Genomic DNA, 22,580 nt, shown 5'->3' on the forward strand with positions numbered 1-22,580 from the left:
GCTCCTCGCATGCGGCGGACCTTCTGGTGGGATCTTCCCGCCGGAGGGCGGGGTGACTACTCGGAGACGGGGGGCAGTTCCGGCCGTCCTGCACCGGGCCGGCGGTCCACGGGGCGCCGCGGCGGGATGGGCCCGCCGGAGAAGTCTCGGGGGCCGGTCCACAGACCCGGCACCGCGTCGCAGCGGCGGCACAGCTCGTACGCGACCGTCTCGTAGTTGACCCGCCAGCCCTGGAAGTGCGGCCAGGCCTCCTTCGGGCTGCGTTCCGCGCGGAAACCGGCCGTCCCCAGCATGGCCACCGCCTCCTCGAACTCCTCGAAGGTCAGCAGGATCGGGCTGCCCGGCGAGGGGTCGGAGTCGAAGGGGATGCGCACCACGCGGGCGATGTCGCGCAGGGCGGTGAACCCGGCACGCAGCACCAGACGGGCCTCCGGCGGGGCGAGCCGCGGGTCGAGCGCGAGCTGCAGGGCGGCCGCGTCCATGACGGCGACGAGCCCGACCAGCCAGCTGCGGTGCGCGCGCGGGGAGCGGAAGGTCAGCAGGATCGGGTACGTGGAGTGGCTCTCACCCATGTCCGAGGCGAGGCGCTCCCAGGCCCGGTACAGCTCGGGCAGCGCGGTCTCGGTCTCGACCAGCCACTGCCGGGCGAGGATCTCCGGCCCCCAGGCGGGCTCGCCGGCCCGTGCCTGGAGCAGGGTGACCTCCAGTTCGCGACGGTTGTAGGCGGCGTAGAGGGTGGGCAGGTAGGCGATCTGGAGGGCGATCAGGACCGGTCCGGTGGCCGCGGCCATGAAGTCGAGCACGGACAGTTTCAGCCGGGCTCCGCTCGCGAAGCCGAGCGTGAACAGGCTGGATCCCGCCTCGCGGAAGGCGGTCGTCCAGGACAGCGGGGACGCCGCGTACAGCAGGAGGCCGAAGCCGAGCAGGGCCCCGCCGAGCCAGGTGACGAGCATGCCGATCAGCATCAGCGGGGCGAGCCAGGTCTGGGCACGGTCGATGTCGTGGTAGCCGCCGCGCGGGGCGGCCAGCCTGAGGAGCCTGCGCAGCAGCCACCACAGGCGGAACACCAGCGCGGAGTAGAGGCCTCGGGGGACCACGAGGGTGCGGAGGATGCTGGTCAGGACCAGCACCAGTACCAGCCCGCCTGCAGCTCCGGAGATCCATTGCATGCGGTCATTTTGTCGCCTGAGGGGGTGGGTCTCAGTGCGAGTGCGGGTGCGGGTGCGTCGTGGTCACCGTGCCAGAAGTGTCCGTACTCCGTGTGACGTGAGGGTCAGGCCATGGGTCGAGTTGCCGTCTATGGCCAGGGAGAGGTCGTCGTCGGGCCAGTGGGCGGCCAGTGTGCCGAGCGGTACCAGGTGGTAGCGGGAGACGAAGGGCAGCAGGTCGGCCATCGCTCCCTCCGAGGTGAACACGGGGACGACGGGATCTCCCCCGGCCTGTTCCATGACGGGCAGGGCGATCGTCGAGCCGTCGCCGTCTCCGTCCACCGCGTCGTTCGGCACGGGGACGAGCACGTCGCAGTGGGCGAGGGTGTCCAGGGCGGTTTGGTCCTCGACGTTCACGGCCAGCGCGTCCAGCGCCTGCTGGGCCGGCGTCGGAAGGTCGTCGTGTGCGGGTGTTTCCATGGCAGATCCCCAGGTAGCGGCGGTCGTACGGCCACGCGCGGGCCGGCGCCCGGGCGTGCTCCGCTCGCGTACCCCGTGCGGCCCGGGGCATGCGTGAGGATTCCGGGGAGGGCGGGTGTCTGTCGTGACAGGTCAGCCGAAGGCGAGGGTCAGCTCGAAGTGGTCGGGGTCGAGCAGGCCGGCAACGTGCTCGACGAAGGAGCCGTCGGCGGCCCAGCTGGTGCGCCGCGTGTCGAGGAACCAGTCCCCCGGTGTCCGCCGCAGCAGCTCCGCCTCGTGGGCGTCGATCCGGCGCCCGCGGACCCGCTGCTCTCCGTGGTCGGGCCGCAGCCCGGCCCGCAGCAGCACCTCGGTGAGCGCGTCCTGGCCGAGCCCCTGGGCGGGCAGCTCCCGGATCACGGACACGGGTGGCAGGTAGCTGCGCTCGTACGACACGACGGTGGCGTCCGCGACCAGCTCCCGGGTCCGCTCCACGCACACGAACGTGTTCTTCTCCAGGCGGAGTTCGGTGGCGAGGCCGCTGTCGTGCGTCGCGCGCACGGCGAGGGTGCGCAGCCGGCTCTCGACGCCCTGGCGGGCCCGCGCGCAGACCCGGCCGAGCCGGTCGTCCGGCGGGCGACCGTCGAAGAGGACGTAGGAGCCCTTTCCGGTGCGGGTGGCGATCAGCCCCTCCTCGGACACCTCGGCGCGGGCCGCGCGGACGGTCGTACGGCTGACGCCGAAACGCTGGGCGAGGGCGTGTTCGCCGGGCAGCTGCTCCCCCGCCGGGCGGCGGCCGCCACGGATCTCCCGGGCGAGGATCCGGCTGATCCGCTGGTGCTTGAGCGGGACGCCGGTCACGGCCGGGCCCCGGCGAGCAGGTCGTCGACGGTGGTGACCCGGATCAGCGGCCGGTAGAGGTCCAGCACCTGCAGGGCCTTGACGTGGGAGTCGTCGTCCACGCCCGCGCAGGCGTCCGCGACCACCAGCACCTCGGTGCCGGCGTCGGCGGCGGCCAGGGCGGTGGACAGCACACAGCAGTCGGTGCTGACACCGGCCAGGACCAGGCGGCCGTCCGGGCCGACCCGCTCGGCGAGTTCCGGGGTCCACTTGCCGAAGGTGGTGGCGTCCACGACGTGGCCGGCGTGATCGGCGAACCCGTCCGCCAGTTCCCACAGTTCGGCGTCCGGTGGCTTGAGGGCGAACGGCCAGCGGGCGTAGTAGGCGCGCCAGGCTCCGGTGGGCCGCTCGGGGGCCAGGAAGCGGGTGAAGGCGACACGGTCGCCGAAGGCCGGCAGCAGGCGTCGTACGCCCGCGGCGGCGTCGGCGAAAACGGGGGGTGGCCCAGGGGCCGGCCGGGTCGGCGAAGACGCGCTGCATGTCGATGACGGCCAGCAGACCGGGGGCGAGGGTCATGTGCTGTACGCCCCCTCGTTCGGCGACGGGCTCGGCGCCTCGGCCTCCTGCTCGCGCACCCGGCCCCGGCCCGGCAGCAGGGTGCCGAGGAAGGCGAGCGCGAGGGCGACCAGGACCCCGAGGTTGGCGTACGCCCAGGCGCCGGTCCTGCCGCCGAGTCCGAGCGGCTCCAGGAGGTAGCCCTGCCAGGTCAGCCAGCTCGCGGAGGTGTTGGTGACCAGGCCCCAGCCGACGGCGGTGGCGCCGAGGGTGAGCAGCAGCGGCAGCAGGGGTACGTCGCCGTAGCGGCCGTGCGGGCGGTACAGGTCGCCCTCGTCGTAGTCGCGGCGGCGCAGCGCGAGGTCGGCGAGCATGATCCCGCACCAGGCGGCGATGGGTACGCCGAGTGTCGTGAGGAAGCCCATGAACTGGGCGAGGAAGTTGTCGGCGAAGAAGACGATGTAGACGGAGCCCGCGATCATCAGGATGCCGTCGAAGAGGGCGGCCAGATGGCGGGGCACGCGCAGGCCCGCGGAGAGCAGGGCCAGGCCGGAGGAGTAGATGTCGAGGACGGCACCGCCCACCAGGCCGAGGACGGCGACCACCGCGAACGGCACCAGGAACCAGGTCGGCAGGATCGTGGTCAGCGCGCCGATCGGGTCGGCCGCGATCGCCTTGCTCAGCGTCTCGGAGGAGCCGGCCAGCAGCAGGCCGAAGACCAGCAGGAGCAGCGGGGCGGCGGAGGCGCCGAAGGTGGTCCAGCCGATCACGCCCCGGCTGGACGAACTGCGGGGCAGGTAGCGGGAGTAGTCGGCGGCGGCGTTGACCCAGCCGAGTCCGAAGCCGGTCATCATGAACACCAGCGCGCCGATGAACTGCTGGGCGGAGCCCGCCGGGATCGCGCTGACCGTGCTCCAGTGGATGTGGTCGGCGACCAGGCCGACGTAGACGACGGTGAGCACGCCCGTGATCACGGTGATCCAGGTCTGCAGACGCATGATCAGGTCGAAGCCCATGACCCCGCCGACCACGGTCAGCGCGGCCACCACGACGAGGGCGATCACCTTGGTCTCCGTGCCGCCGCCCCAGCCGAGCCGGCTGAAGACGGTGGCGGTGGCCATGGCGGCGAGGGCGGTGAGGACGGTCTCCCAGCCGACGGTGAGCATCCAGGAGATCAGGGACGGCAGCCGGTTGCCGCGCACTCCGTAGGCGGCCCGGCTGAGCACCATCGTGGGTGCCGAACCGCGCTTGCCGGCGACCGCGATGAAGCCGCACAGCAGGAACGAGACGACGATGCCCAGCACGCCGGCGGTCAGCGCCTGCCAGAAGGAGATGCCGAAGCCGAGGGCGAAGGCGCCGTAACTGAGTCCGAGAACCGAGACGTTCGCACCGAACCAGGGCCAGAACAGCGTACGCGGGGTGCCCTTGCGCTCCGCGTCCCCGATCACGTCGAGTCCGTGCGTCTCCAACTGGATCTGCCGGCCGGTGGATCTGCTGTCGAGGGAGTCCTGCGGATGCGTCATCGCCGACCAACCTGTCCCTACCTGTCCAGACGTGTCCGGTCGAGGCTAGGTCGGTGCGTGGAGGGGCGCAAGGGAAGGCAGGGCTGGAGTGGACGACCGGGTCGACGGTTCGGTGGAACGGGAATTGGACCGCCTGCGGCCCTCCGGCCGGCGATCTCGTCGGCCACCGATGCGTCAGGCCGGATTCCGCAGGGTCGTACGGAGCTGTTCGAAGGCGGTGGGCCGTGGCCGGTACGGCAGGAAGTCGCGGATGCGCAGGGCGCATTCCTCCGGGGAGAGCAGGCTGGTGTCGACGTCGAGGTCGTGGACTCCGTGCGAGTGCACCGGGCCGTACTGCATGGCGGCCAGCCCCGGTTGCCGGTCGCCCCGCTCGCGCTCTCGGCGTTCCAGCTCGGGCAGCGGGCAGCGCACCCCGATCAGGACGGTGTCCTCGGGCACGAGCAGATCGAGCAGGTCGAGCAGCCGCCAGCGGCGGGAGAGCGGATGGTCGACGACCACGTTGTTGCCGCCCGCTGCCATCCCGGCGACGGCACGGTGGAAGCCCTTGGCGGTGCGGTCGATCTCGGCCTGGAGGTCCTCGTCGGCTATGGGCCCGTCGCAGCGCATGGAGTGGAACGCGTCGACGGGCAGGTGGAACCACGTGCCGTCGAGCAGGTCGAGGAGCGCCCGGGCGATGCTGGACTTGCCGGAGCTGGACGTGCCGTTGAGCAGGATGACCGTGCCCCCGGCGGGGGTCTCGGGGATGCGTGCGTGGTCCGGGTCGGCCGTGGCCCGAGCCGCCTCGGTCGCCATGGTGTGGTCCTTCCGTCCGCGGGGATCCTGAGCCGGTGTGGCTTCGTGATCATCGCATGGGTCCACTCCGGAGCCCGAGAGGATTTCGGCTCGCGTCGGCGGAAGTCGGGCCGGGCGGCGGGGAGTCGGGTTCGGGCAGGGTGCGGAACAGGAGCCAGCTCAGCGCCGGCAGGAGGATCAGGGGTGCCAGCGCGGTCCGCAGGGAGGTCGCGTCGGCGAGGTGACCGATGGCAGGACTGGCCAGACCGCCGATGCTGACCGTCAGGCCGAGAGTGATCCCGCTGGCGGTGCCCACCCGCGAGGGGAGGTAGTCCTGACCAAGCGTCACCTGGAGCGAGAACGGCACGTAGAGACCGGCCGAGGTCAGCGCCACGAACAGGTACAGGGCCGGGCCCGGTACGAACACCACGCCCGCGACCGCCGCGACCGAGACCAGGTACGACCGGCGGGCGGCCGTCACCCGGCCCCAGCGGTTGGCCAGCGCCCCGCCGAGCACGGAGCCCACCGCGCCCCCGAGGTAGAGCACGAACAGCGCCGCGGAGCCAGCCGCCGTACTGCCGCCCAGGCGCTCCTCGGCGTACAGCGAGATGAAGGTGCTCAGTCCGACGAAGACGATCGAGCGGCACACCACGGCCAGCGACAGCTTGACGAACGACGCCCTGTCGTCGCCCGTGGCCGCGAGCGCCGTACCGGTCCCGGCGTCCGACCGCTCCCCCAGGGCGCGCAGCACGGGCAGGCACAGCAGCGTGCCGACGAGCGCCGGCAGCACCAGCAGCGGCGTCAGACGCAGTCCCCCGATGGCCACGACGGCGGAGACCAGGAGCGGAGCCAGGGCGAAACCGAGGTTGCCGCCCATCGAGAACCAGCTCATGGCGCTGTGGCTGCCCTGGCTCGCGAGCCGCGCGATGCGGGCGGACTCGGGGTGGTACGCGGCCACGCCCACCCCGGACACCGCCACGAACAGCAGGGTGAGGCCGTACGAACCGCCCAGCCCGCTCAGGGCGATGCCGAGTCCGGCCAGCAGCGTGCTGACCGGCAGCAGCCAGGGCACGGCCCGGCGGTCGGTGAGGAGTCCGAACAGCGGTTGCGCCACCGACGACAGCAGGGATGCCGCCAACACGATGCCGGAGACGGCGGCATAGCCATAGGCACGCTCGGCGACGAAGAACGGGACGAGGGAGGCCACGGCGCCCTGGTAGATGTCGACGCAGGCGTGCCCGACGGACAGCAGAGTGATCGATGCATTCCTTCGCACCACGTCAGGATCCGCGGCCGGTGCCATGTCGGGCTTCCGATAACCTGCCGTCCGATGACGCAGATCCGCCACGAGCCGATCGCTCCCACCCGTACCCAGCGGCTGGCGCCCGGCGCCGCGATAGACGCCCACCGGCACGACGACCACCAGATCGTCTACGCCGGCCGGGGAGTGCTGGCCGTCACCACGAGCGCGGGTTCCTGGGTCGCTCCGAGCACCCGCGCCATCTGGGTGCCGGCCGGTACCGTGCACGCCCACCAGGCCCACGGCGAACTCGAACTCCACCTGGTGGGACTGTCCGCAGCCGAGAACCCGCTCGCCCTGGACACCCCGACCGTGCTCGCCGTGGGCCCGCTGCTGCGCGAACTGATCGTCGCCCACACCCGCACCCCGGCCGACGACAGCCCCGAACGGGCCCGGCTGCGCGCGGTGTTGCTCGACCAGCTGCGTGCCTCACCGCAGCAGCCGCTGCACCTGCCGGCACCGGCCTCTCCCGTGCTGCGGACGCTCTGCGACCTCCTGCGCGCCGATCCGGCCGACGGCCGTACCCTCGCCGCGCTGGGGCGGGTGGTCGGGGCGAGTGAACGCACCCTGTCCCGGCTGTTCCGCAGCGACCTCGGCATGACGTTCCCGCAATGGCGCACCCAGTTGCGGCTGCACCACGCACTGGTCCTGCTGGCCGAGAAGACGCCGGTGACCACGGTGGCGCATCTGTGCGGCTGGTCGTCGGCCAGCGCGTTCATCGACGTCTTCCGGCGCACGTTCGGCCACACACCGGGTTCCCACCCCACGGGCTGACGGACACGGCCCGGCTCGGTCCCGCCCGGCTCGGTCCCGTCCGGGACCGTCCCCGACCGGCGCACTTGCGTCGAGTGTTCACCAACTCGCTTTCCCCACTACTTACTTCACCTCTTGACGAAAGCAGGTACAGACCTTTAGGTTCCCCGGCGCCCCCACAACCAAGGAGCGCACTCCTCCATGCCAACTTCCCGTCGCAGACGGTCCCGTGCCGGACTCGTCCCCTTCCACCGTTTCACGATCGGCTTCGTGCTCGCCGCCGTCCTCGCCGCGCTGTTCACCGCCGCTCCCGCCCAGGCCGCCGACGGCGCGATCACCGGACTCGCCGGAAAGTGCGTCGACGTGGCGGGCGCCAACAGCGCCAACGGCACCGCCGTACAGCTCTACGACTGCAACGGAACCGGCGCCCAGATCTGGTCCGACCCCGGCGACGGAACCCTGCGGGCGCTCGGCAAGTGTCTGGACGTGGTCGACCGCAGCACCGCGGACGGCGCTTCCGTCCAGCTGTGGGACTGTTCGGGCGGCGCCAACCAGCAGTGGGTGGTGACCGCGGCGCACGACATCGTCAACCCGGCCGCCGACAAGTGCCTGGACGTACGGGACAACAACAGCTCCAACGGCTCCCGGCTGCAGATCTGGAGCTGCTCCGGCGGGGCGAACCAGAAGTGGAACGCACCGGCGAGCGGTGGTGGCGGGGGCACCCCGTCCGGATTCGTGGTGAGCGAGGCGCAGTTCAACCAGATGTTCCCGAACCGGAACTCGTTCTACAGCTACAGCGGGCTGACCGCGGCCCTCAGCGCCTACCCCGGCTTCGCGAACACCGGCAGCGACACCGTGAAGAAGCAGGAGGCGGCCGCCTTCCTCGCCAACGTCAGCCACGAGACCGGCGGCCTGGTGTACGTGGTCGAGCAGAACACCGCCAACTACCCCCACTACTGCGACTGGAACCAGCCGTACGGCTGCCCCGCGGGACAGGCCGCCTACTACGGGCGCGGCCCGATCCAGCTCAGCTGGAACTTCAACTACAAGGCCGCCGGTGACGCGCTCGGCATCGATCTCCTCAACAACCCCTGGCAGGTGGAGAACAACGCCTCCGTCGCCTGGAAGACCGGCCTGTGGTACTGGAACACCCAGTCCGGGCCGGGCAGCACGACCCCGCACAACGCGATGGTGGGCGGCGCCGGCTTCGGCCAGACCATCCGCAGCATCAACGGCTCCCTCGAGTGCGACGGCAGGAATCCCGCGCAGGTGCAGAGCCGTGTCGACGCCTACCAGCGGTTCACACAGATCCTCGGTGTCCTCGCGGGCAGCAACCTGTACTGCTGACGCGAACCGCCCGACAAGGAGCCGTCATGCGCAACCCGAAATCCATGACCAAGGCCCTCCTCGGCGCCCTCGGCGCGCTGGCGCTCGTCGTGGCCGTCCCGGCGAGCGCCCACGCGAACGTGCTGCAGCTGCTGCCGCAGAACGCCGACGGTCTGGAACAGACCTTCTCCCCCGCCTACGACTACGACGGCGACGGCTGCTACGCCACGGCCGCCATCGGAGCCGACGGCACCGTCAACCCCGGCCTGAAGCTCGGCGGCGACGTCAACGGGCACTGCCACGACTACGCCCAACTGGCCAACGCCAACACCTACTCACGCGAGAAGTGCAACAACGGCTGGTGCGCGGTGATGTACGCCAGCTACTTCGAGAAGGACCAGGCGACGCTCGGCCCGGCGGCCATCGGCCACACGCACGACTGGGAGCACGTCGTGGTGTGGATCAAGGACAACCAGGTCCAGTACGTGTCGGTGTCCCAGCACACCGGCTACCAGGTGGCCGCCCGCTCCTCGGTCCGCTTCGACGGCACGCACCCGAAGATCGTCTATCACAAGGACGGGGTGTCCACGCACGACTTCCGTTTCGCCAACACCAACGACGAGCCTCCGGAGAACGTGACCGGCGGCTGGTTCTTCCCCCGCCTGGTGGGCTGGAACGGCTACCCGGCGGGCTACCGCGACAAGCTCCTGAGCGCCGACTTCGGCGCCGCCACCATCAAGATCAAGGACGGCGACTTCGCGTACGCGCTGGCGCACTCCATGCCGTCCGGGATCCCCTTCGACCCAGGCGCCTGACGACCCCTTCGCTCCGGGATCCGGTGGCGCGCAAGCGATTACCCTGGTCATCGTGCCTGTCTCCCGCCTGCGTCGCGTCGCCGTTCTCGTGCTCGAGGGCGCGAAGCCGCTCGACGTCGGCATTCCGGCGCAGGTGTTCACGACCCGCGCGAGCATGCCGTACGAGGTGCGGGTGTGCGGCGCGGCGCCCGGTCTCGTGGCCGGCGGCGACGGCCTGTCGTACCACGCCGCCCACGGTATCGACGCGCTCGGGTGGGCCGACATCGTGTTCATCCCCGGCTACCGGTTCCCGGACCGCGATGACCCGCCGCAGGCCGTCGTCGAGGGGCTGATCGCCGCCCACGAGCGCGGCGCGCGGCTCGCCGCCATCTCGACGGGCGCCTTCGCGCTCGCCGCCACCGGCCTGCTCGACGGCAAGCGCGCCACGACGCACTGGCACTACGCACGCGCGCTCGCGGCGAAGCATCCGCTCGTCCGGGTCGACGAGAACGTGCTGTTCGTCGACGAGGGCAGCGTGCTGACGTCGGCCGGGGCCGCCTCCGGGATCGACCTGTGCCTGCACATGCTGCGCGGCGACCTCGGTGTGGCCGCCTCGAACCACGCGGCCCGGCGCCTGGTCGCGGCCCCCTACCGCAGCGGTGGTCAGGCACAGTACGTGCCGCGCAGCGTGCCGGAACCCCTCGGCGAGCGGTTCGCCGCCACCCGCGAGTGGGCGCTGCACCGGCTCGCCGAGCCGCTCACCCTGGAGGCGCTCGCCCGGCACGCGGCCGTCTCGCCGCGCACCTTCTCCCGGCGCTTCGCCGAGGACACCGGGTACACGCCCATGCAGTGGGTCATGCGTGCCCGGATCGACCTGTCCCGTGAGCTGCTGGAACGTTCGGAGCGGAGCGTGGAGAAGATAGCCGCCGACGTCGGTCTGGGCACCGGCGCGAATCTGCGGATGCACTTCCAGCGCATCCTCGGCACCACACCGAGCGAATACCGGCGCACTTTCACCAAGGGCGAGTAGTCGATCACCACCTGGCGCGATCCTTTCGAACCATGGCGATCGCGCCGCTGTCCCGGTCGGCCGTGTCCCGAGACCCTGGTGGCGAACCGAAGGGACATGACTGATGACTCGCATCGCCATCAACGGATTCGGCCGCATCGGACGCAATGTGCTGCGCGCGCTGCTGGAGCGCGACAGCGATCTCGAGGTCGTCGCCGTCAACGACCTCACGGAGCCCGCGACTCTCGCACGGCTCCTCGCCTACGACACGACGGCCGGCCGGCTCGGCCGCCCCGTGACCGTCGACGGGGACACCCTTGTCGTCGACGGCCGTCGCATCAAGGTGCTCGCCGAGCGCGACCCGGGGCAGCTGCCGTGGGCCGAACTCGGTGTCGACATCGCCCTGGAGTCGACCGGCCGCTTCACCTCGGCGAAGGCCGCCCGCGCCCACCTGGACGCGGGCGCGAAGAAGGTGCTCGTCAGCGCGCCGTCCGACGGCGCCGACGTCACGCTCGCGTTCGGCGTGAACACCGACGCGTACGACGCGGCCCTGCACACGGTCGTCTCGAACGCCTCGTGCACCACGAACGCGCTCGCTCCGCTGGCCGCGGTGCTCGACGACCTCGCCGGGATCGAGCACGGGTTCATGACGACGGTGCACGCCTACACGCAGGAGCAGAACCTGCAGGACGGTCCGCACCGTGACGCGCGCCGGGCCCGTGCCGCCGCGGTCAACATCGTGCCGACCACGACGGGTGCCGCGAAGGCGATCGGTCTCGTGCTGCCGAACCTCGACGGCAAGCTGTCGGGCGACTCGATCCGGGTGCCGGTTCCGGTCGGCTCGATCGTCGAGCTCAACACGACGGTCTCCCGTGACGTGACCCGCGACGAGGTGCTGGCGGCGTACCGCACCGCGGCGGAGGGCCCGCTCGCCGGTGTCCTCGAGTACTCGGACGACCCGCTGGTGTCGGCCGACATCGTCGGCAACCCGGCCTCGTCGATCTTCGACTCGGCCCTCACCCGCGTCGACGGCCGCCACATCAAGGTGGTCGCCTGGTACGACAACGAGTGGGGCTTCTCGAACCGAGTGATCGACACGCTCGAACTGCTCGCCACCCGCTGACCGAGCCCCAGGGCGGCCCCGCATCCGGGGCCGCCCTTTTTCTTTCGGCTCTCCTTCTCGGCCTTCCTTCAGCCGGCCCCGCGCAGCACACGGGACAGCCCCAACGCGGCCGTGCGCACCGCCGGAGCCAGTTGGGCCGGCCTGAAGCGTGAGCAGGGTACGGCCACCGAGAGGGCGGCCACCGTCGCGTCGCCGGCGAAGACGGGGGCCGCGATGCAGCTCACTCCGAGCGCGGCCTCCTGCTCCTCGTACGCCAGACCTGACACCTGGATCTTCTCCAGGGCCGTGCGCAGGCGTGCCGGATCGGCGATCGAGTGGGGGGTGAGGCTCGGCAGCGGGCCGGAGAGGACCTCCTCGGTCAGTGCGGCGCCGGAGAAAGCCAGCAGGGCCTTGCCGACGCCGGTGCAGGTCAGCGGGAGGCTGCCGCCGATACGGGAGGGCAGCTGCAGGGCCTCGTGGCCGTGGATGCGTTCGAGGTAGACCACCTCCATGCCCTCACGGACGCCGAGGTGGACGGTCTCACGGGTGGCCTCGAACAGGTCCTGCAGGAAGGGCAGGGCCGTCTCGCGCAGATCGCGTCGGCGCGGCACGAGGGAGCCCAGCTCGAACAGCTTCGCGCCGAGCCGGTACTGCGGCCCCGACCGTTCCAGCCAGCCCAGCCCGACGAGGTCGGCCGCCAGCCGGTGCACCGTCGGCTTCGGCAGGCCGGTCTGCTCCGAAAGTTCCGACAGACGGTACGGTCCGCCGCTCGGGGAGAAACATTCGAGGATGAGCGCGGCCTTTTCCAGCATGTTGCCCGCTGCACTGTTCCGTGTCATGGAACAAAGTTTGGCCCATCCGAGGGGTGCTGTCTAAAACGGTGTGCACACCGGGGGACGTAGGTCGTACGTCCGCCCGCTCCCGCACCGCTCCCCTGGAGGCAACCGTGTCGACCGTGCCCGACCCCGCCCACCCGGACGCGCATCCACCGGCCGTGGTCAAGGCCGCCGATCTGCTGGCGGAGGCCGCCCGGACCCGGGCCGCCTGTCCTCCGGTGCGGACCCTGCTGGACGCCGGCGACCTCGATGCCGCGTACGCCGTGCAGCAACTCAACGTCCGCCGCGGCCTGGCCGCGGGCCGCCGTCTCGTCGGCCGGAAGATCGGCCTGACCTCGCCGGCCGTGCAGCGTCAACTCGGCGTGGACCAGCCCGACTTCGGCGCACTGTTCGCGGACATGGCCGTACCGGACGGCGGCGAGGTGCCCGCGGGGCGGCTGCTGCAGCCCAAGGTGGAGGCCGAGGTCGCGCTCGTGCTCGGCCGCGATCTGCCGCACCCCGCGTGCACGGTCGTCGACGTGCTCCGCGCGGTCGACTTCGCGCTGCCCGCCCTGGAGATCGTCGACAGCCGGGTGCGCGGATGGGACATCTCCCTGGTCGACACCGTCGCCGACAACGCCTCCTGCGGCCTCTACGTCCTGGGCGGCACCCCCGTACCGCTCACCGGGATCGACCTGCGTGCCGTGACGATGACCATGGCCCGGGGCGACGCGACCGTCTCCGAGGGCACCGGCGCCGACTGCCTCGGCAGCCCCCTCAACGCGGCGGTCTGGCTGGCCTCGGCGCTGGCGGAACGGGGCGATCCGCTGCGGGCGGGCGACCTGGTGCTGACCGGTGCCCTCGGCCCGATGGCGCCCGCCGCGCCGGGGGACGTGTTCGAGGCCCGCGTCTCCGGTCTGGGCTCCGTGCGGGTCGGCTTCGCCGAGGAAGGGGAACGCCCGTGAGCACCAAGGTCGCCGTCATCGGCTCCGGCAACATCGGCACCGACCTGATGATCAAGGTCCTGCGGCTGTCCGAGAGCTTGGACATCGTCGCGATGGCCGGGATCGACCCGGAGTCCGACGGACTGGCCCGCGCCCGCCGGCTGAAGGTCGCCACGACCCACGACGGCGTGGCGGGGCTGGTCGCCCTGGACGAGTTCGCCGACGTGGAGATCGTCTTCGACGCGACGTCCGCCGGCGCCCACTGCCACCACGACGAGATACTGCGCCCGTCGGGCCGTACGCTCGTCGACCTCACCCCCGCCGCCCTCGGCCCGTACGTGATCCCGCCGGTCAACGGCGACGCCCATCTCGACGCCCCGAACGTCAACATGGTCACCTGTGGCGGCCAGGCCACGATCCCGATCGTCGCCGCCGTGAACGCGGTCACCCAGGTCCACTACGGCGAGATCGTCGCGTCCATCGCCTCCCGCTCCGCAGGCCCTGGAACCCGGGCGAACATCGACGAGTTCACCGAGACCACCTCCTCCGCCGTCGAGCAGGTCGGCGGCGCCGCCCGCGGCAAGGCGATCATCATCCTCAACCCGGCCGAACCCCCGCTGATCATGCGGGACACCGTGCACTGCCTGGTGTCCGACTGTGCCGTCGAGGACGTCACCGCGTCGGTCGAGGAGATGGTGGGCCGGGTGCAGGCGTACGTGCCCGGCTACCGGCTCAAGCAGCAGGTGCAGTTCGAGCGCGTGGCGGCCGACGACCCGCTGCGCACCCTCGCCCCGGGCACGGGTGAGGCCCTGAAGGTGTCCGTCTTCCTGGAGGTCGAGGGCGCCGCCCACTACCTCCCGGCCTACGCCGGAAACCTCGACATCATGACCTCGGCCGCCCTGCGCACCGCGGAACGCATGGCCGCCCGGCACAGCAAGGTGGTGGCCGAGTGACGACTCTCTACGTCCAGGACGTGACCCTGCGGGACGGCATGCACGCCGTCCGGCACCGCTATACCGTCGACCAGGCCCGCGCGATCGCCGCCGCCCTCGACGCGGCCGGCGTGGCCGCGATCGAGATCGCCCACGGCGACGGGCTGGCCGGCTCCAGCATCAACTACGGCGTCGGCGCCCACACCGACTGGGAGTGGATCGAGGCCGTCTCCGACGCCACCCGGCACGCCGTGCCCACGACCCTGCTGCTGCCCGGCATCGGCACGGTCCACGACCTCAAGCAGGCGCACTCCCTGGGCATCCGCTCGGTGCGCGTCGCCACCCACTGCACCGAGGCCGACATCTCCGCCCAGCACATCTCCGCCGCACGGGAGCTGGGCATGGACGTCGCCGGGTTCCTGATGATGTCGCACCTGGCCGAACCTGCCGAACTGGCCCGCCAGGCCAGGCTCATGGAGTCGTACGGCGCCCACTGCGTCTACGTCACCGACTCCGGCGGCCGGCTCACCATGGACGGCGTCCGCGACCGCTTCCGCGCCTACCGCGACGTCCTCGACCCGGCCACCGAGCTCGGCATCCACGCCCACCACAACCTCGCCCTCGGCGTGGCCAACACGGTCGTCGCCGTCGAGAGCGGCGCGGTCCGGGTCGACGCCTCCCTCGCCGGACAGGGTGCGGGGGCGGGCAACTGTCCGCTGGAGGCGTTCGTCGCGGTCGCCGACCTCATGGGCTGGGAGCACGGCTGCGACCTGTTCCCGCTGATGGACGCCGCCGACGATCTCGTACGACCGCTGCAGGACCGTGAGGTGCGGGTGGACCGGGAGACGCTGAGCCTCGGCTACGCGGGCGTGTACTCCAGCTTCCTGCGCCATGCCGAGACCGCCGCCGCCCGGTACGGCCTCGACACCCGCAGCATCCTGGTCGAGGTCGGCCGACGGGGCATGGTCGGCGGCCAGGAGGACATGATCACGGACGTCGCACTGGACCTGGTGGCCCGGGCGAAGCGCACGTCCTGACCGGAGAGCGAGTCATGACCTGACCGAGGCTGCTGAAGCGTGCCTCGATCTTCTGGGCCGCTCCGACGAAGGGGGTGGTGGTCATGGCGCCGGGTGGGACCTACCTGTCCGGGCTCCAGGGCGGCCCGTCAGGCTCGTCGTCCGCTCCCGTCCGCCATGCGTACCGCGGTCTCGTAGGGTGTGCGCGTCCTCCTCGTCCAGGTCCGGAAGTCCGGGACGCGGACCAGTGACTTGGCCACGTTCGCGGCCATCACGGTGACCCGCTCCAGCGGCGTGCCGGTCTCCTCGCCGGGCAGCACGAGGGCCGTCAGACAGTTCTCGAAGCTCCGTTTCCAGACCTCGACCGTCGCAAGCGAAACTTCACCGGAGCGACCATTCCAATTGGAATGGTCGCTACAGCAAGAACCGAGGGCGATGCCGTGGCAGGATGAGTCGCCGTAAGTGCACCGCAGTCAGTCCGTGAGGTTGTGTCGTGGCATCGAAGCCCGTGGTCCGCGAGCCGATCCGGAGCAACGCCCGGTCCAACCGGGCCCGGATCCTGGCCACCGCCCGACAGGAACTGGGCCGGAACCCCGATGTCACCCTGGAGGAGGTCGCCCGGGCCGCGGGCGTGGTGCGCCGCACCTTGTTCGGCCACTTCCCCGGGCGCGCCGCCCTGGTCGAGGCGATCGCCGAGGAGGCCGCCGAGGCCCTGCAGGCCGCCGTGGCACGGCAGCCCGACACGACCGAGCCGCCCGAGCGGGCGCTGGCCCGTTTCGTCCTCACGATCTGGCCGGTGGGCGACCGCTACCGCCTGCTACTGGCACTGGCCCGCCAGGATCTGGGCATGGAGCGGGTGTCCGAGGTGCTGTCCCCGGCCCGCGAGAGGGCCGCGGTCATCGTGGAGCGCGGACAGCGGCAGGGTGTCTTCCACGGCCACCTGCCGCCGGCCGTGCTGAACGCCGGCCTGGAGGCGCTGACCCTGTCCCTGCTGGAGAGCGTCAACGCGGGAGCGTGGGAGGACGACGGCACCCGCACGGCCGTCGCCACGCTGGTCGCGGCGGGCGTACCGGAGCGACAGGCGGCCGACGTGGTCGAGGCGGTCGCCGCGGAGGCGCGCGGCGAAGAGGCCGCCGACCAGGGGTAGGTCAGGCATTCGAGGAGTCCGGTCGGAAGGTGACCGTACGGCCGGTGAAGCGGGCGTCGACACCGTTCTTCGTCGGCGTGACCAACCGCAGGCGGAGCCCCTCGGGGATGTTCCGGAGCGGGATCGGGTCGGCGAAGATCCTGTCGAGCAGGGCCTGCGCCGGTCCGGACGGGGCTCCGTCGGCGGCACGGAAGTCCGTGAACGAGATGCGGTTGCCGGAGACCGCGGAGACGGCCGTGGTCACGGTGACCTCACCGCCCAGGGGGAGATCGAGGGTCGCCCGGACCCGGCCCGGCTCGCTGTCCTGGGAGAGACGCAGACCGAGCGCGTCGGACAGGTCCCCGTAGGAGAGGAAAGCGGTCGCGTCGACGGCGCGTGCGCGGGCCTCGTCGGCGTCGCCCGAGGCCTTCAGGCCGTCGACGCCGATGGTGAGTCGCGTGATCGGCAACGGCCGGGTCGAGCCCTGCGCGGGGATGTCGTGGGCGGTGATGTCCACGTGCCGCAGGGTGCCGGAGGCCAGCTGGGTGAGCACCGGGAAGCCGCCGACGTGGACCGTGGGGCGGTTCGGGGTGCCCATGCCGCTCTGGAACGCCTCGGCCGTACGACTCTCCGCACGGCTCGCGGCGAACCGGTCGATCCCGACGGCCGTCACCACCAGCGCGGCCAGCGACGCGGCGACGACGATCACGGTCCTTCGGCGACGCCCGGGGGGCGGTGGGCCGACGCACACGGAGCCGTCGTCGTAGGCGGGTTCGGTGTCGTACGAGGACTGGTGCACGGGTTTCCTCCAGGGGGTGCGAGCGTTCAGGCGCCGATGCGCCCGGGCGGCCGGAGCCGGTCGACGTGCGCTGCGGCGAGGTCGCCGTCGACCCCCACAGCGATCAGGGTGGCGGCCGCGGTGCGCGTGCCGTCGTCGGACCACGTGCCGTTGTTGACGCAGTCGAGCAGCGCCAGGACGTAGGCCTCCAGGGCGCGGCCGAGCACGGCTGCCGGAACGTTGGTGGGAAAGACGTCCTGTCGCTGGCCTGCGGCGATGATCGCGGTCACGGTGGCTCGGGCGGGGCCGAGGACGCAGTCCACGTGTTCTGCGGCCAGGTCCTGGGGGGCGAGGCGCAGCAGCATGCGGTAGCGGTCGCCGACCGGCCACAGCGTCAGCACGAAGCGCGTCAGTGCGGTGACCGCGTCCGGTATCGGGAGCGCGATCTCGGTGAGCGCGTCCCGCAGCGCCTGCGCCGCGTCCTCGACGAGCCCCTCGACGAGGGCGGACCGGCCGGAGAAGTGCCCGTAGACGGTACGCCGGGCCACGCCGGCGGCCGCGGCGATGTCACCCAGGCTGCTCTCGGGGTCGCGCCCCAGTTCCTGGCGGGCCGCTTCGAGGATGCGGGCTCGCGTGGTCTGCGTCCGGCGTCGGCGGCCGGACAGGTCGGGTCGGTCGATCACGTCGGGACCTCCGGTCGGCGGGGATCGAATCACTGCACATCGACGGGCAAGTAATACTTGCACACGGACGAGCAACAAACTAGTCTGCACATCGCTGGGCAATTAACTGCCCGCGGCGCCCGGGCCACACCCCGCACCGCTTCCGCCATCCCGCCCCGAGGCTGCCGCTTCACCCTCTAGGAGCTTGTGATGCCGCTCGTCGCCAACACACCGGTCGAGAAGATGACCGGGCCCTATCCCCGGCGCTGGTTCGCGCTGGTGGTGCTGTGCCTGAGCCTGCTGATCGTGGTCATGGCCAACACGTCCCTGATCGTGGCCGCCCCCGACATGACCAAGGACCTGCAGCTCAGCAGCAGTGACCTGCAGTGGGTCATCGACGGCTACACCGTCCCCTACGCCGCGCTGATGCTTGTGCTCGGCTCGATCGGCGACAAGTACAGCCGCCGGGGCGCCCTCGTCACGGGTCTGCTGATCTTCGCGGGCGGCGCGGTGATGGGCAGCCAGGTGGACCAGACCGACCTGGTGATCACCGCCCGCGCCGTCATGGGTGTCGGCGCGGCCGTGGTCATGCCGGCCACGCTCTCCCTGCTGGTGGCGATCTTCCCGAAGCATGAGCGGGCCCGCGCCATCACCGCCTGGACCGCCACCTCGGGCCTCGCCATCGCCGTCGGCCCGCTCCTCGCCGGATGGCTGCTGCGGGACCACGCCTGGGGCTCGACCTTCCTGATCAACGTGCCGATCGCCGTCGTCGCCGTCATCGGCGCGTTCGTGCTGGTGCCGCCGTCGAAGGCGGCGGGCATGGGCCGGATCGACTACGTCGGCGGCCTGCTCTCGATGGTCTCGGTCGGTTCCCTGGTGTACGCCATCATCGAGGGCCCGCACTTCGGCTGGGGCACCGGTCCCGTCACCGCGGCCGTGGTCTCCGGCGTGGGCCTGGTGGCCTTCGTCGTGTGGGAGCTCAGGCACCCGAGCCCGATGCTGGACGTCCGCAAGTTCCGGCTGCGGCCCTTCAGCGGCTCGATGATCGCGGTTCTGTTCTTCTTCTTCGGCGCCTTCGGCTCGCTCTACTACTCCACGCAGTTCCTGCAGTTCGTCCTCGGTTACGACCCGCTGCAGACCGGCGTTCGTCTGCTGCCGCTGGCCGGTGCCGTGTTCGTCGGCGCCGCGGTGACCGGCCGGCTGACCCCGAAGCTCGGCGTGAAGGCCACGGTCGTGCCCGGCATGCTCATCGGCACCGTGGCCGTGTTCCTGCTCACCCGCGTCGACCAGGGCTCGGCGTACACCGACTTCCTGCCCACGCTGCTGATGCTCGGCTTCGCGATCGGTCTGAGCGTCTCCCCCGCCACCGACACGATCATGGACTCCTTCCCCGAGTCCGAACTGGGCGTCGGCGGTGGCGCCAACGACACGTCCCTGGAGCTCGGCGGCTCCCTCGGCATCGCCATCCTGGGCTCGCTGCTGGCCACGGCCTACAAGGACAAGCTGGGCGACCTGGCCGGCGGGCACCTCCCGGCCGCAGCGCTGGACAGCGCCAAGGAGTCCGTGGGGGCCGGCCTCGCGGTCGCGGAGCAGGTCGCGAAGACCCCGTCCGGCGGCCCCCAGCAGGCCCAGGCCCTGGTGGACGCGGTGCACGAGTCCTTCGCCCACGGCGTCGCACAGACCAGCCTCGTCGGCGGGATCATCATGGCCGCCGGCACCGTGATCGTCCTGGCCGTCCTGCCCGGCCGCAAGGCCGGCGGGAAGCACCGTCAGGAGAACGCGGAAGAGGCCGAGAAGGAGCGTGCGGAAGTCGTCTGACGCTTCGCCCCCTGACGGGCCGTGCCTTGAGCGGCGCACGGCCCGGGACGGTGCCGGGACGGGACGCCCGGCACCGTCCCCTTTTTTGCGTCCGGAAGTCCGCACCTGCGGCATGACCGGCCGGTCGGTGACGGCAGCCATTCGGGTGATCCGCAACGCGCCCCCGTACTGCGGGGAGCCAGGGAACACGGGGCCGTCGGGCGTTCCGCGTCGAACGGCGGTCGATTTCGAAGTGGCAAGCTCACGGTGGCCGACCGAAACTGAACCCGGCGGTTCGTGATCAGCAAGGAGAACGCGCCCGATCCAGACGTCTTCCAGGAGATCGCATGGTGGAGCAGTCCTCCGAGGTCCATATATCCGGACCGGACGAAGCAGTCGCCGCCAGGCAGAACAGTTCCGGCCCGTCGAGGGCAGACACCGAGAAGAGACTCGCGGAAGTACTGGCCGACGTATCGAGCGTCGAACACGTTCCGGTGGACGGCCACTTCTTCACCGACCTCGGTGCCAACTCCCTGGTGATGGCCCAGTTCTGCGCGCGGGTCAGGAAAATACCGGATCTGCCGTCGGCGTCCATGAAGGACATATACCGGCACCCCACGATCCGGAGCCTGGCAGCGGCCCTCGCGGAGGCCGCTCCCGCTCCCGCCGATGCACCGATCCCGGCCTCACCGCCGGAGCAGCCGACGCCGACGCCGACACACAGGGCGAACCACGTGCTCTGCGGAGCACTCCAGCTGCTGCTCTTCCTGGGGTACTCCCTCGTCGCCGGATACGTCACGGCCCGGGGCTACGAGTGGATCGCCGCCGGCTCGGGTCTGGTCCACATCTATCTGCGGTCGCTGCTCTTCGGAGGCATCGGTTTCGTGGCCATGTGCCTGTTCCCGGTGCTCGCCAAATGGATCCTCATCGGCCGCTGGAAACCGGCGGACATCCCGGTCTGGAGTCTGGCCTATCTGCGCTTCTGGTTCGTGAAGGTGCTGCTCCACGGCAATCCGATGATTCTCTTCATCGGCAATCCGCTCTACGTGCTCTACCTTCGGGCACTCGGCGCGCACATCGGCAAGGGAGTCACGATCCTCTCCCACTCCGTCCCGGTCTGCACGGACCTGCTCACCATCGGCGAGGGTACGGTCATCCGCAAGGAGGCGTTCTTCCTCGGCTACCGGGCGCACGCGGGCCGTATCCAGACCGGCCGGGTCACGCTGGGCCGCGACGTGTTCATCGGGGAGAAGACCGTCCTCGACATCGACACGGCGATGGGCGACGGAGCCCAGCTGGGTCACTCGTCCGCCCTGTACCGCGGCCAGACGGTCCCGGACGGCGAGCACTGGCACGGGACCCCGGGGCAGCCCACGGAGATCGACTACGTCAGGGTCGCACCGGCCAAGTGCGGTACTGCGCGCCGGACCTGGTTCGGCCTCGTCAGCCTGCTCCAGTTGTTCCTTCTGTACATACCGCTGGCCGTCGGCGGGTTGTACATGCTGTTCACCGAGATCCCGGCGATCGGCAAGCGACTCGGTCCCCACCCACTCTCGTGGTCGGAACTGATCGAGGACTCGCTGGCCCTGTCCCTCGTCCTTTTCCTCGGCTTCCTCGTCCTGGGCGTCGTCGCCCTGTTCTCGCTTCCGCGTCTGCTGGCTGTGGCCATCAAGCCCGACCGGGTCTATCCGCTCTACGGATTCCGCTACGCGCTGCACCGGGCGACGGCACGCATGACGAACATCAAGTTCTTCAAGTGGCTCTTCGGCGACAGCTCCTACATTGTGTACTACCTGCGCGCTCTCGGATACGACCTGTCCCACGTCGAGCAGACCGGGTCGAACTTCGGTACCGAGGTGCAGCACGAGACCCCGTATCTGGTCTCCGTCGGCAGGGGAACGATGGTGGCCGACGGGCTCTCCATCGTGAATGCGGACTTCTCCAGCACGTCCTTCAGGGTGTCCCGCGCTTCGATCGGACCGCACAACTTCCTCGGGAACAACATCGCCTATCCCGCGGGCGGCAGAACGGGTGACAACTGTCTGCTCGCGACGAAGGTGATGATTCCCCTCGATGGTGAGGTACGCGAAGGCGTGGGGCTCCTCGGCTCGCCCTGCTTCGAGATTCCGCGGTCGGTGGAGCGCGACTCGCGCTTCGACGACCTCAGGACCGGAGACACGTTCCGTGGCCGTCTCGCCGCGAAGAACCGCTACAACCTCCGCTCGATGGCCCTCCATCTGTTCGTGAGATGGCTGCACACCTTTTTGCTCACGGCATTCGGGCTTGCTTCCGTCGACGTCTACGGCGTGCTCGGAGACGTGGTGATCGCCACCTATCTGGCACTCACGCTCGCGTTCTCCACCCTCTACTTCGTCCTGCTGGAGCGATGCATCGCCTCGTTCCGTGCGCTGCGCCCTCAGTTGTGCTCCATCTACGACCCCTACTTCTGGTGGCACGAGCGGCTGTGGAAGGTGCCGGACGAATACCTCAACATCTTCAACGGAACCCCGTTCAAGAGCCTCGTCTGGCGGCTGCTGGGCGTCCGCATCGGCAGCAGGGTGTTCGACGACGGCTGCTACCTGACGGAGCGGACCCTCACCACCATCGGTGACGACTGCACCCTCAACGCCGGAAGCAAGATCCAGTGCCACTCCCAGGAGGACGGCACCTTCAAGTCCGACGGCACCACGCTCGGCGCCGGCTGCACGCTGGGCATCGGCGCCCATGTGCACTACGGCGTGACGATGGGCGAAGGCGCGGTGCTGGCGACCGATTCCTTCCTCATGAAGGGCGAGGAGGTCCCCGCACACGCACGGTGGGGCGGCAACCCCGCCGTGGACATGCCGGATGCCGCCGAGCAGCTCTGCGGCGGCGACCGGACAACATCACCCTCTTCGGCCGACGCCTCCGCGGCGACCGTGAGTTGAGGG

General features: G+C 70.9%; 21 protein-coding genes and 1 pseudogene. 11 read left to right on the top strand and 11 right to left on the bottom strand.

The features are described from left to right. Positions 1-56: 56 nt before the first annotated feature. The 7 genes and pseudogenes from ACIRVH_RS17060 to ACIRVH_RS17090 all read right to left on the bottom strand — a co-directional run bounded on the left by ACIRVH_RS17060 (position 57) and on the right by ACIRVH_RS17090 (position 6,572). Positions 57-1,169, bottom strand: coding sequence for a hypothetical protein (locus tag ACIRVH_RS17060; RefSeq protein ID WP_403953494.1), 1,113 nt, complete (start codon positions 1,167-1,169; stop codon positions 57-59). A gap of 63 nt (positions 1,170-1,232) precedes the next feature. Continuing rightward, entirely contained in the window at positions 1,233-1,628 is a 396-nt protein-coding gene (locus ACIRVH_RS17065; protein WP_403953497.1) for an SseB family protein, read from the bottom strand. Positions 1,629-1,760: 132 nt separating this feature from the next. Beyond that, entirely contained in the window at positions 1,761-2,468 is a 708-nt protein-coding gene (locus tag ACIRVH_RS17070) for a GntR family transcriptional regulator (RefSeq protein ID WP_403953499.1), read from the bottom strand. Beyond that, positions 2,465-3,023 (bottom strand): annotated as a pseudogene (locus ACIRVH_RS17075) (cysteine hydrolase family protein). The gene ACIRVH_RS17070 and the pseudogene ACIRVH_RS17075 overlap by 4 nt, the downstream one beginning before the upstream one ends. Beyond that, positions 3,020-4,525 carry a purine-cytosine permease family protein gene (locus ACIRVH_RS17080; protein ID WP_403953502.1) on the bottom strand — a complete coding sequence of 502 codons (1,506 nt, stop codon included), beginning with the start codon at positions 4,523-4,525 and terminating at the stop codon, positions 3,020-3,022. The pseudogene ACIRVH_RS17075 and the gene ACIRVH_RS17080 overlap by 4 nt, the downstream one beginning before the upstream one ends. Before the next feature lie 174 nt (positions 4,526-4,699). Next, entirely contained in the window at positions 4,700-5,317 is a 618-nt protein-coding gene (locus ACIRVH_RS17085) for an AAA family ATPase (protein WP_403953503.1), read from the bottom strand. Positions 5,318-5,366: 49 nt separating this feature from the next. Next, positions 5,367-6,572: an MFS transporter gene (locus tag ACIRVH_RS17090; RefSeq protein ID WP_403953506.1), complete on the bottom strand. Its 1,206-nt coding sequence runs from the start codon at positions 6,570-6,572 to the stop codon at positions 5,367-5,369. A gap of 54 nt (positions 6,573-6,626) precedes the next feature. On the opposite strand from ACIRVH_RS17090, the gene ACIRVH_RS17095 reads away from it, so the two are divergent. The 5 genes from ACIRVH_RS17095 to gap all read left to right on the top strand — a co-directional run bounded on the left by ACIRVH_RS17095 (position 6,627) and on the right by gap (position 11,601). After that, the gene (locus ACIRVH_RS17095; protein WP_403953508.1) at positions 6,627-7,370 is read left to right on the top strand and encodes an AraC family transcriptional regulator; all 744 of its coding nucleotides are present in this window, start codon (positions 6,627-6,629) and stop codon (positions 7,368-7,370) included. Between the two features lie 180 nt (positions 7,371-7,550). Then, positions 7,551-8,696, top strand: a complete 1,146-nt coding sequence (locus ACIRVH_RS17100) for a glycoside hydrolase family 19 protein (protein WP_403953511.1) — start codon at positions 7,551-7,553, stop codon at positions 8,694-8,696. 26 nt (positions 8,697-8,722) lie between these two features. Further along, positions 8,723-9,490, top strand: coding sequence for an NPP1 family protein (locus tag ACIRVH_RS17105; protein ID WP_403953513.1), 768 nt, complete (start codon positions 8,723-8,725; stop codon positions 9,488-9,490). A gap of 52 nt (positions 9,491-9,542) precedes the next feature. Next, on the top strand, positions 9,543-10,499 hold the full coding sequence (locus tag ACIRVH_RS17110) for a GlxA family transcriptional regulator (protein ID WP_403953514.1): 957 nt from the start codon (positions 9,543-9,545) through the stop codon (positions 10,497-10,499). Between the two features lie 103 nt (positions 10,500-10,602). Next, a complete protein-coding gene (gap, locus tag ACIRVH_RS17115; RefSeq protein WP_403953516.1) occupies positions 10,603-11,601 on the top strand; it encodes a type I glyceraldehyde-3-phosphate dehydrogenase in 999 nt (332 codons plus the stop codon). 68 nt (positions 11,602-11,669) lie between these two features. Here the strand turns inward: gap and ACIRVH_RS17120 are convergent, their stop codons facing one another. Next, positions 11,670-12,392, bottom strand: coding sequence for an IclR family transcriptional regulator (locus ACIRVH_RS17120; protein WP_403953949.1), 723 nt, complete (start codon positions 12,390-12,392; stop codon positions 11,670-11,672). A 134-nt stretch (positions 12,393-12,526) separates the two neighbouring features. Between ACIRVH_RS17120 and mhpD the strand changes: the two genes are divergently transcribed. The 3 genes from mhpD to dmpG are packed head-to-tail and all read left to right on the top strand — an operon-like array spanning position 12,527 to position 15,308. After that, positions 12,527-13,360: a 2-keto-4-pentenoate hydratase gene (gene mhpD / locus ACIRVH_RS17125; protein ID WP_403953519.1), complete on the top strand. Its 834-nt coding sequence runs from the start codon at positions 12,527-12,529 to the stop codon at positions 13,358-13,360. After that, the gene (locus ACIRVH_RS17130) at positions 13,357-14,292 is read left to right on the top strand and encodes an acetaldehyde dehydrogenase (acetylating) (RefSeq protein ID WP_403953522.1); all 936 of its coding nucleotides are present in this window, start codon (positions 13,357-13,359) and stop codon (positions 14,290-14,292) included. The genes mhpD and ACIRVH_RS17130 overlap by 4 nt, the downstream gene beginning before the upstream one ends. Further along, complete coding sequence (gene dmpG, locus ACIRVH_RS17135; RefSeq protein ID WP_403953524.1) at positions 14,289-15,308, top strand: 4-hydroxy-2-oxovalerate aldolase; 1,020 nt, start codon at positions 14,289-14,291, stop codon at positions 15,306-15,308. The genes ACIRVH_RS17130 and dmpG overlap by 4 nt, the downstream gene beginning before the upstream one ends. Positions 15,309-15,436: 128 nt before the next feature. Here dmpG and ACIRVH_RS17140 read toward each other — a convergent pair whose 3' ends face one another. After that, on the bottom strand, positions 15,437-15,607 hold the full coding sequence (locus ACIRVH_RS17140; protein ID WP_403953526.1) for a hypothetical protein: 171 nt from the start codon (positions 15,605-15,607) through the stop codon (positions 15,437-15,439). Positions 15,608-15,780: 173 nt separating this feature from the next. On the opposite strand from ACIRVH_RS17140, the gene ACIRVH_RS17145 reads away from it, so the two are divergent. Next, positions 15,781-16,434, top strand: a complete 654-nt coding sequence (locus ACIRVH_RS17145) for a TetR/AcrR family transcriptional regulator (protein WP_403953528.1) — start codon at positions 15,781-15,783, stop codon at positions 16,432-16,434. 1 nt (position 16,435) lies between these two features. On the opposite strand, the gene ACIRVH_RS17150 is transcribed toward ACIRVH_RS17145, so the two are convergent. Beyond that, complete coding sequence (locus tag ACIRVH_RS17150) at positions 16,436-17,212, bottom strand: DUF2993 domain-containing protein (protein ID WP_403953530.1); 777 nt, start codon at positions 17,210-17,212, stop codon at positions 16,436-16,438. A 26-nt stretch (positions 17,213-17,238) separates the two neighbouring features. Then, positions 17,239-17,874 (bottom strand): TetR/AcrR family transcriptional regulator, encoded by a 636-nt coding sequence (locus ACIRVH_RS17155; protein ID WP_403953532.1) that lies wholly within the window; start codon positions 17,872-17,874, stop codon positions 17,239-17,241. Positions 17,875-18,063: 189 nt separating this feature from the next. On the opposite strand from ACIRVH_RS17155, the gene ACIRVH_RS17160 reads away from it, so the two are divergent. Further along, positions 18,064-19,671 (top strand): MFS transporter, encoded by a 1,608-nt coding sequence (locus ACIRVH_RS17160; RefSeq protein WP_403953534.1) that lies wholly within the window; start codon positions 18,064-18,066, stop codon positions 19,669-19,671. A 326-nt stretch (positions 19,672-19,997) separates the two neighbouring features. After that, complete coding sequence (locus ACIRVH_RS17165) at positions 19,998-22,577, top strand: Pls/PosA family non-ribosomal peptide synthetase (RefSeq protein ID WP_403953537.1); 2,580 nt, start codon at positions 19,998-20,000, stop codon at positions 22,575-22,577. Positions 22,578-22,580: the final 3 nt, after the last annotated feature.

It is taken from the genome of Streptomyces sp. NPDC101165 (assembly GCF_044768135.1).
Taxonomy (GTDB): Bacteria; Actinomycetota; Actinomycetes; order Streptomycetales; family Streptomycetaceae; genus Streptomyces.

Coding starts and splice junctions, on each gene's coding strand:
- ACIRVH_RS17160 (WP_403953534.1), top strand. CDS start 18,064: ATGCCGCTCGTCGCCAACACACCGGTCGAGAAGATGACCGGGCCCTAT.
- ACIRVH_RS17100 (WP_403953511.1), top strand. CDS start 7,551: ATGCCAACTTCCCGTCGCAGACGGTCCCGTGCCGGACTCGTCCCCTTC.
- ACIRVH_RS17085 (WP_403953503.1), bottom strand. CDS start 5,317: ATGGCGACCGAGGCGGCTCGGGCCACGGCCGACCCGGACCACGCACGC.
- ACIRVH_RS17120 (WP_403953949.1), bottom strand. CDS start 12,392: ATGCTGGAAAAGGCCGCGCTCATCCTCGAATGTTTCTCCCCGAGCGGC.
- ACIRVH_RS17165 (WP_403953537.1), top strand. CDS start 19,998: ATGGTGGAGCAGTCCTCCGAGGTCCATATATCCGGACCGGACGAAGCA.
- ACIRVH_RS17080 (WP_403953502.1), bottom strand. CDS start 4,525: ATGACGCATCCGCAGGACTCCCTCGACAGCAGATCCACCGGCCGGCAG.
- ACIRVH_RS17105 (WP_403953513.1), top strand. CDS start 8,723: ATGCGCAACCCGAAATCCATGACCAAGGCCCTCCTCGGCGCCCTCGGC.
- ACIRVH_RS17065 (WP_403953497.1), bottom strand. CDS start 1,628: ATGGAAACACCCGCACACGACGACCTTCCGACGCCGGCCCAGCAGGCG.
- ACIRVH_RS17060 (WP_403953494.1), bottom strand. CDS start 1,169: ATGCAATGGATCTCCGGAGCTGCAGGCGGGCTGGTACTGGTGCTGGTC.
- gap (WP_403953516.1), top strand. CDS start 10,603: ATGACTCGCATCGCCATCAACGGATTCGGCCGCATCGGACGCAATGTG.
- ACIRVH_RS17095 (WP_403953508.1), top strand. CDS start 6,627: ATGACGCAGATCCGCCACGAGCCGATCGCTCCCACCCGTACCCAGCGG.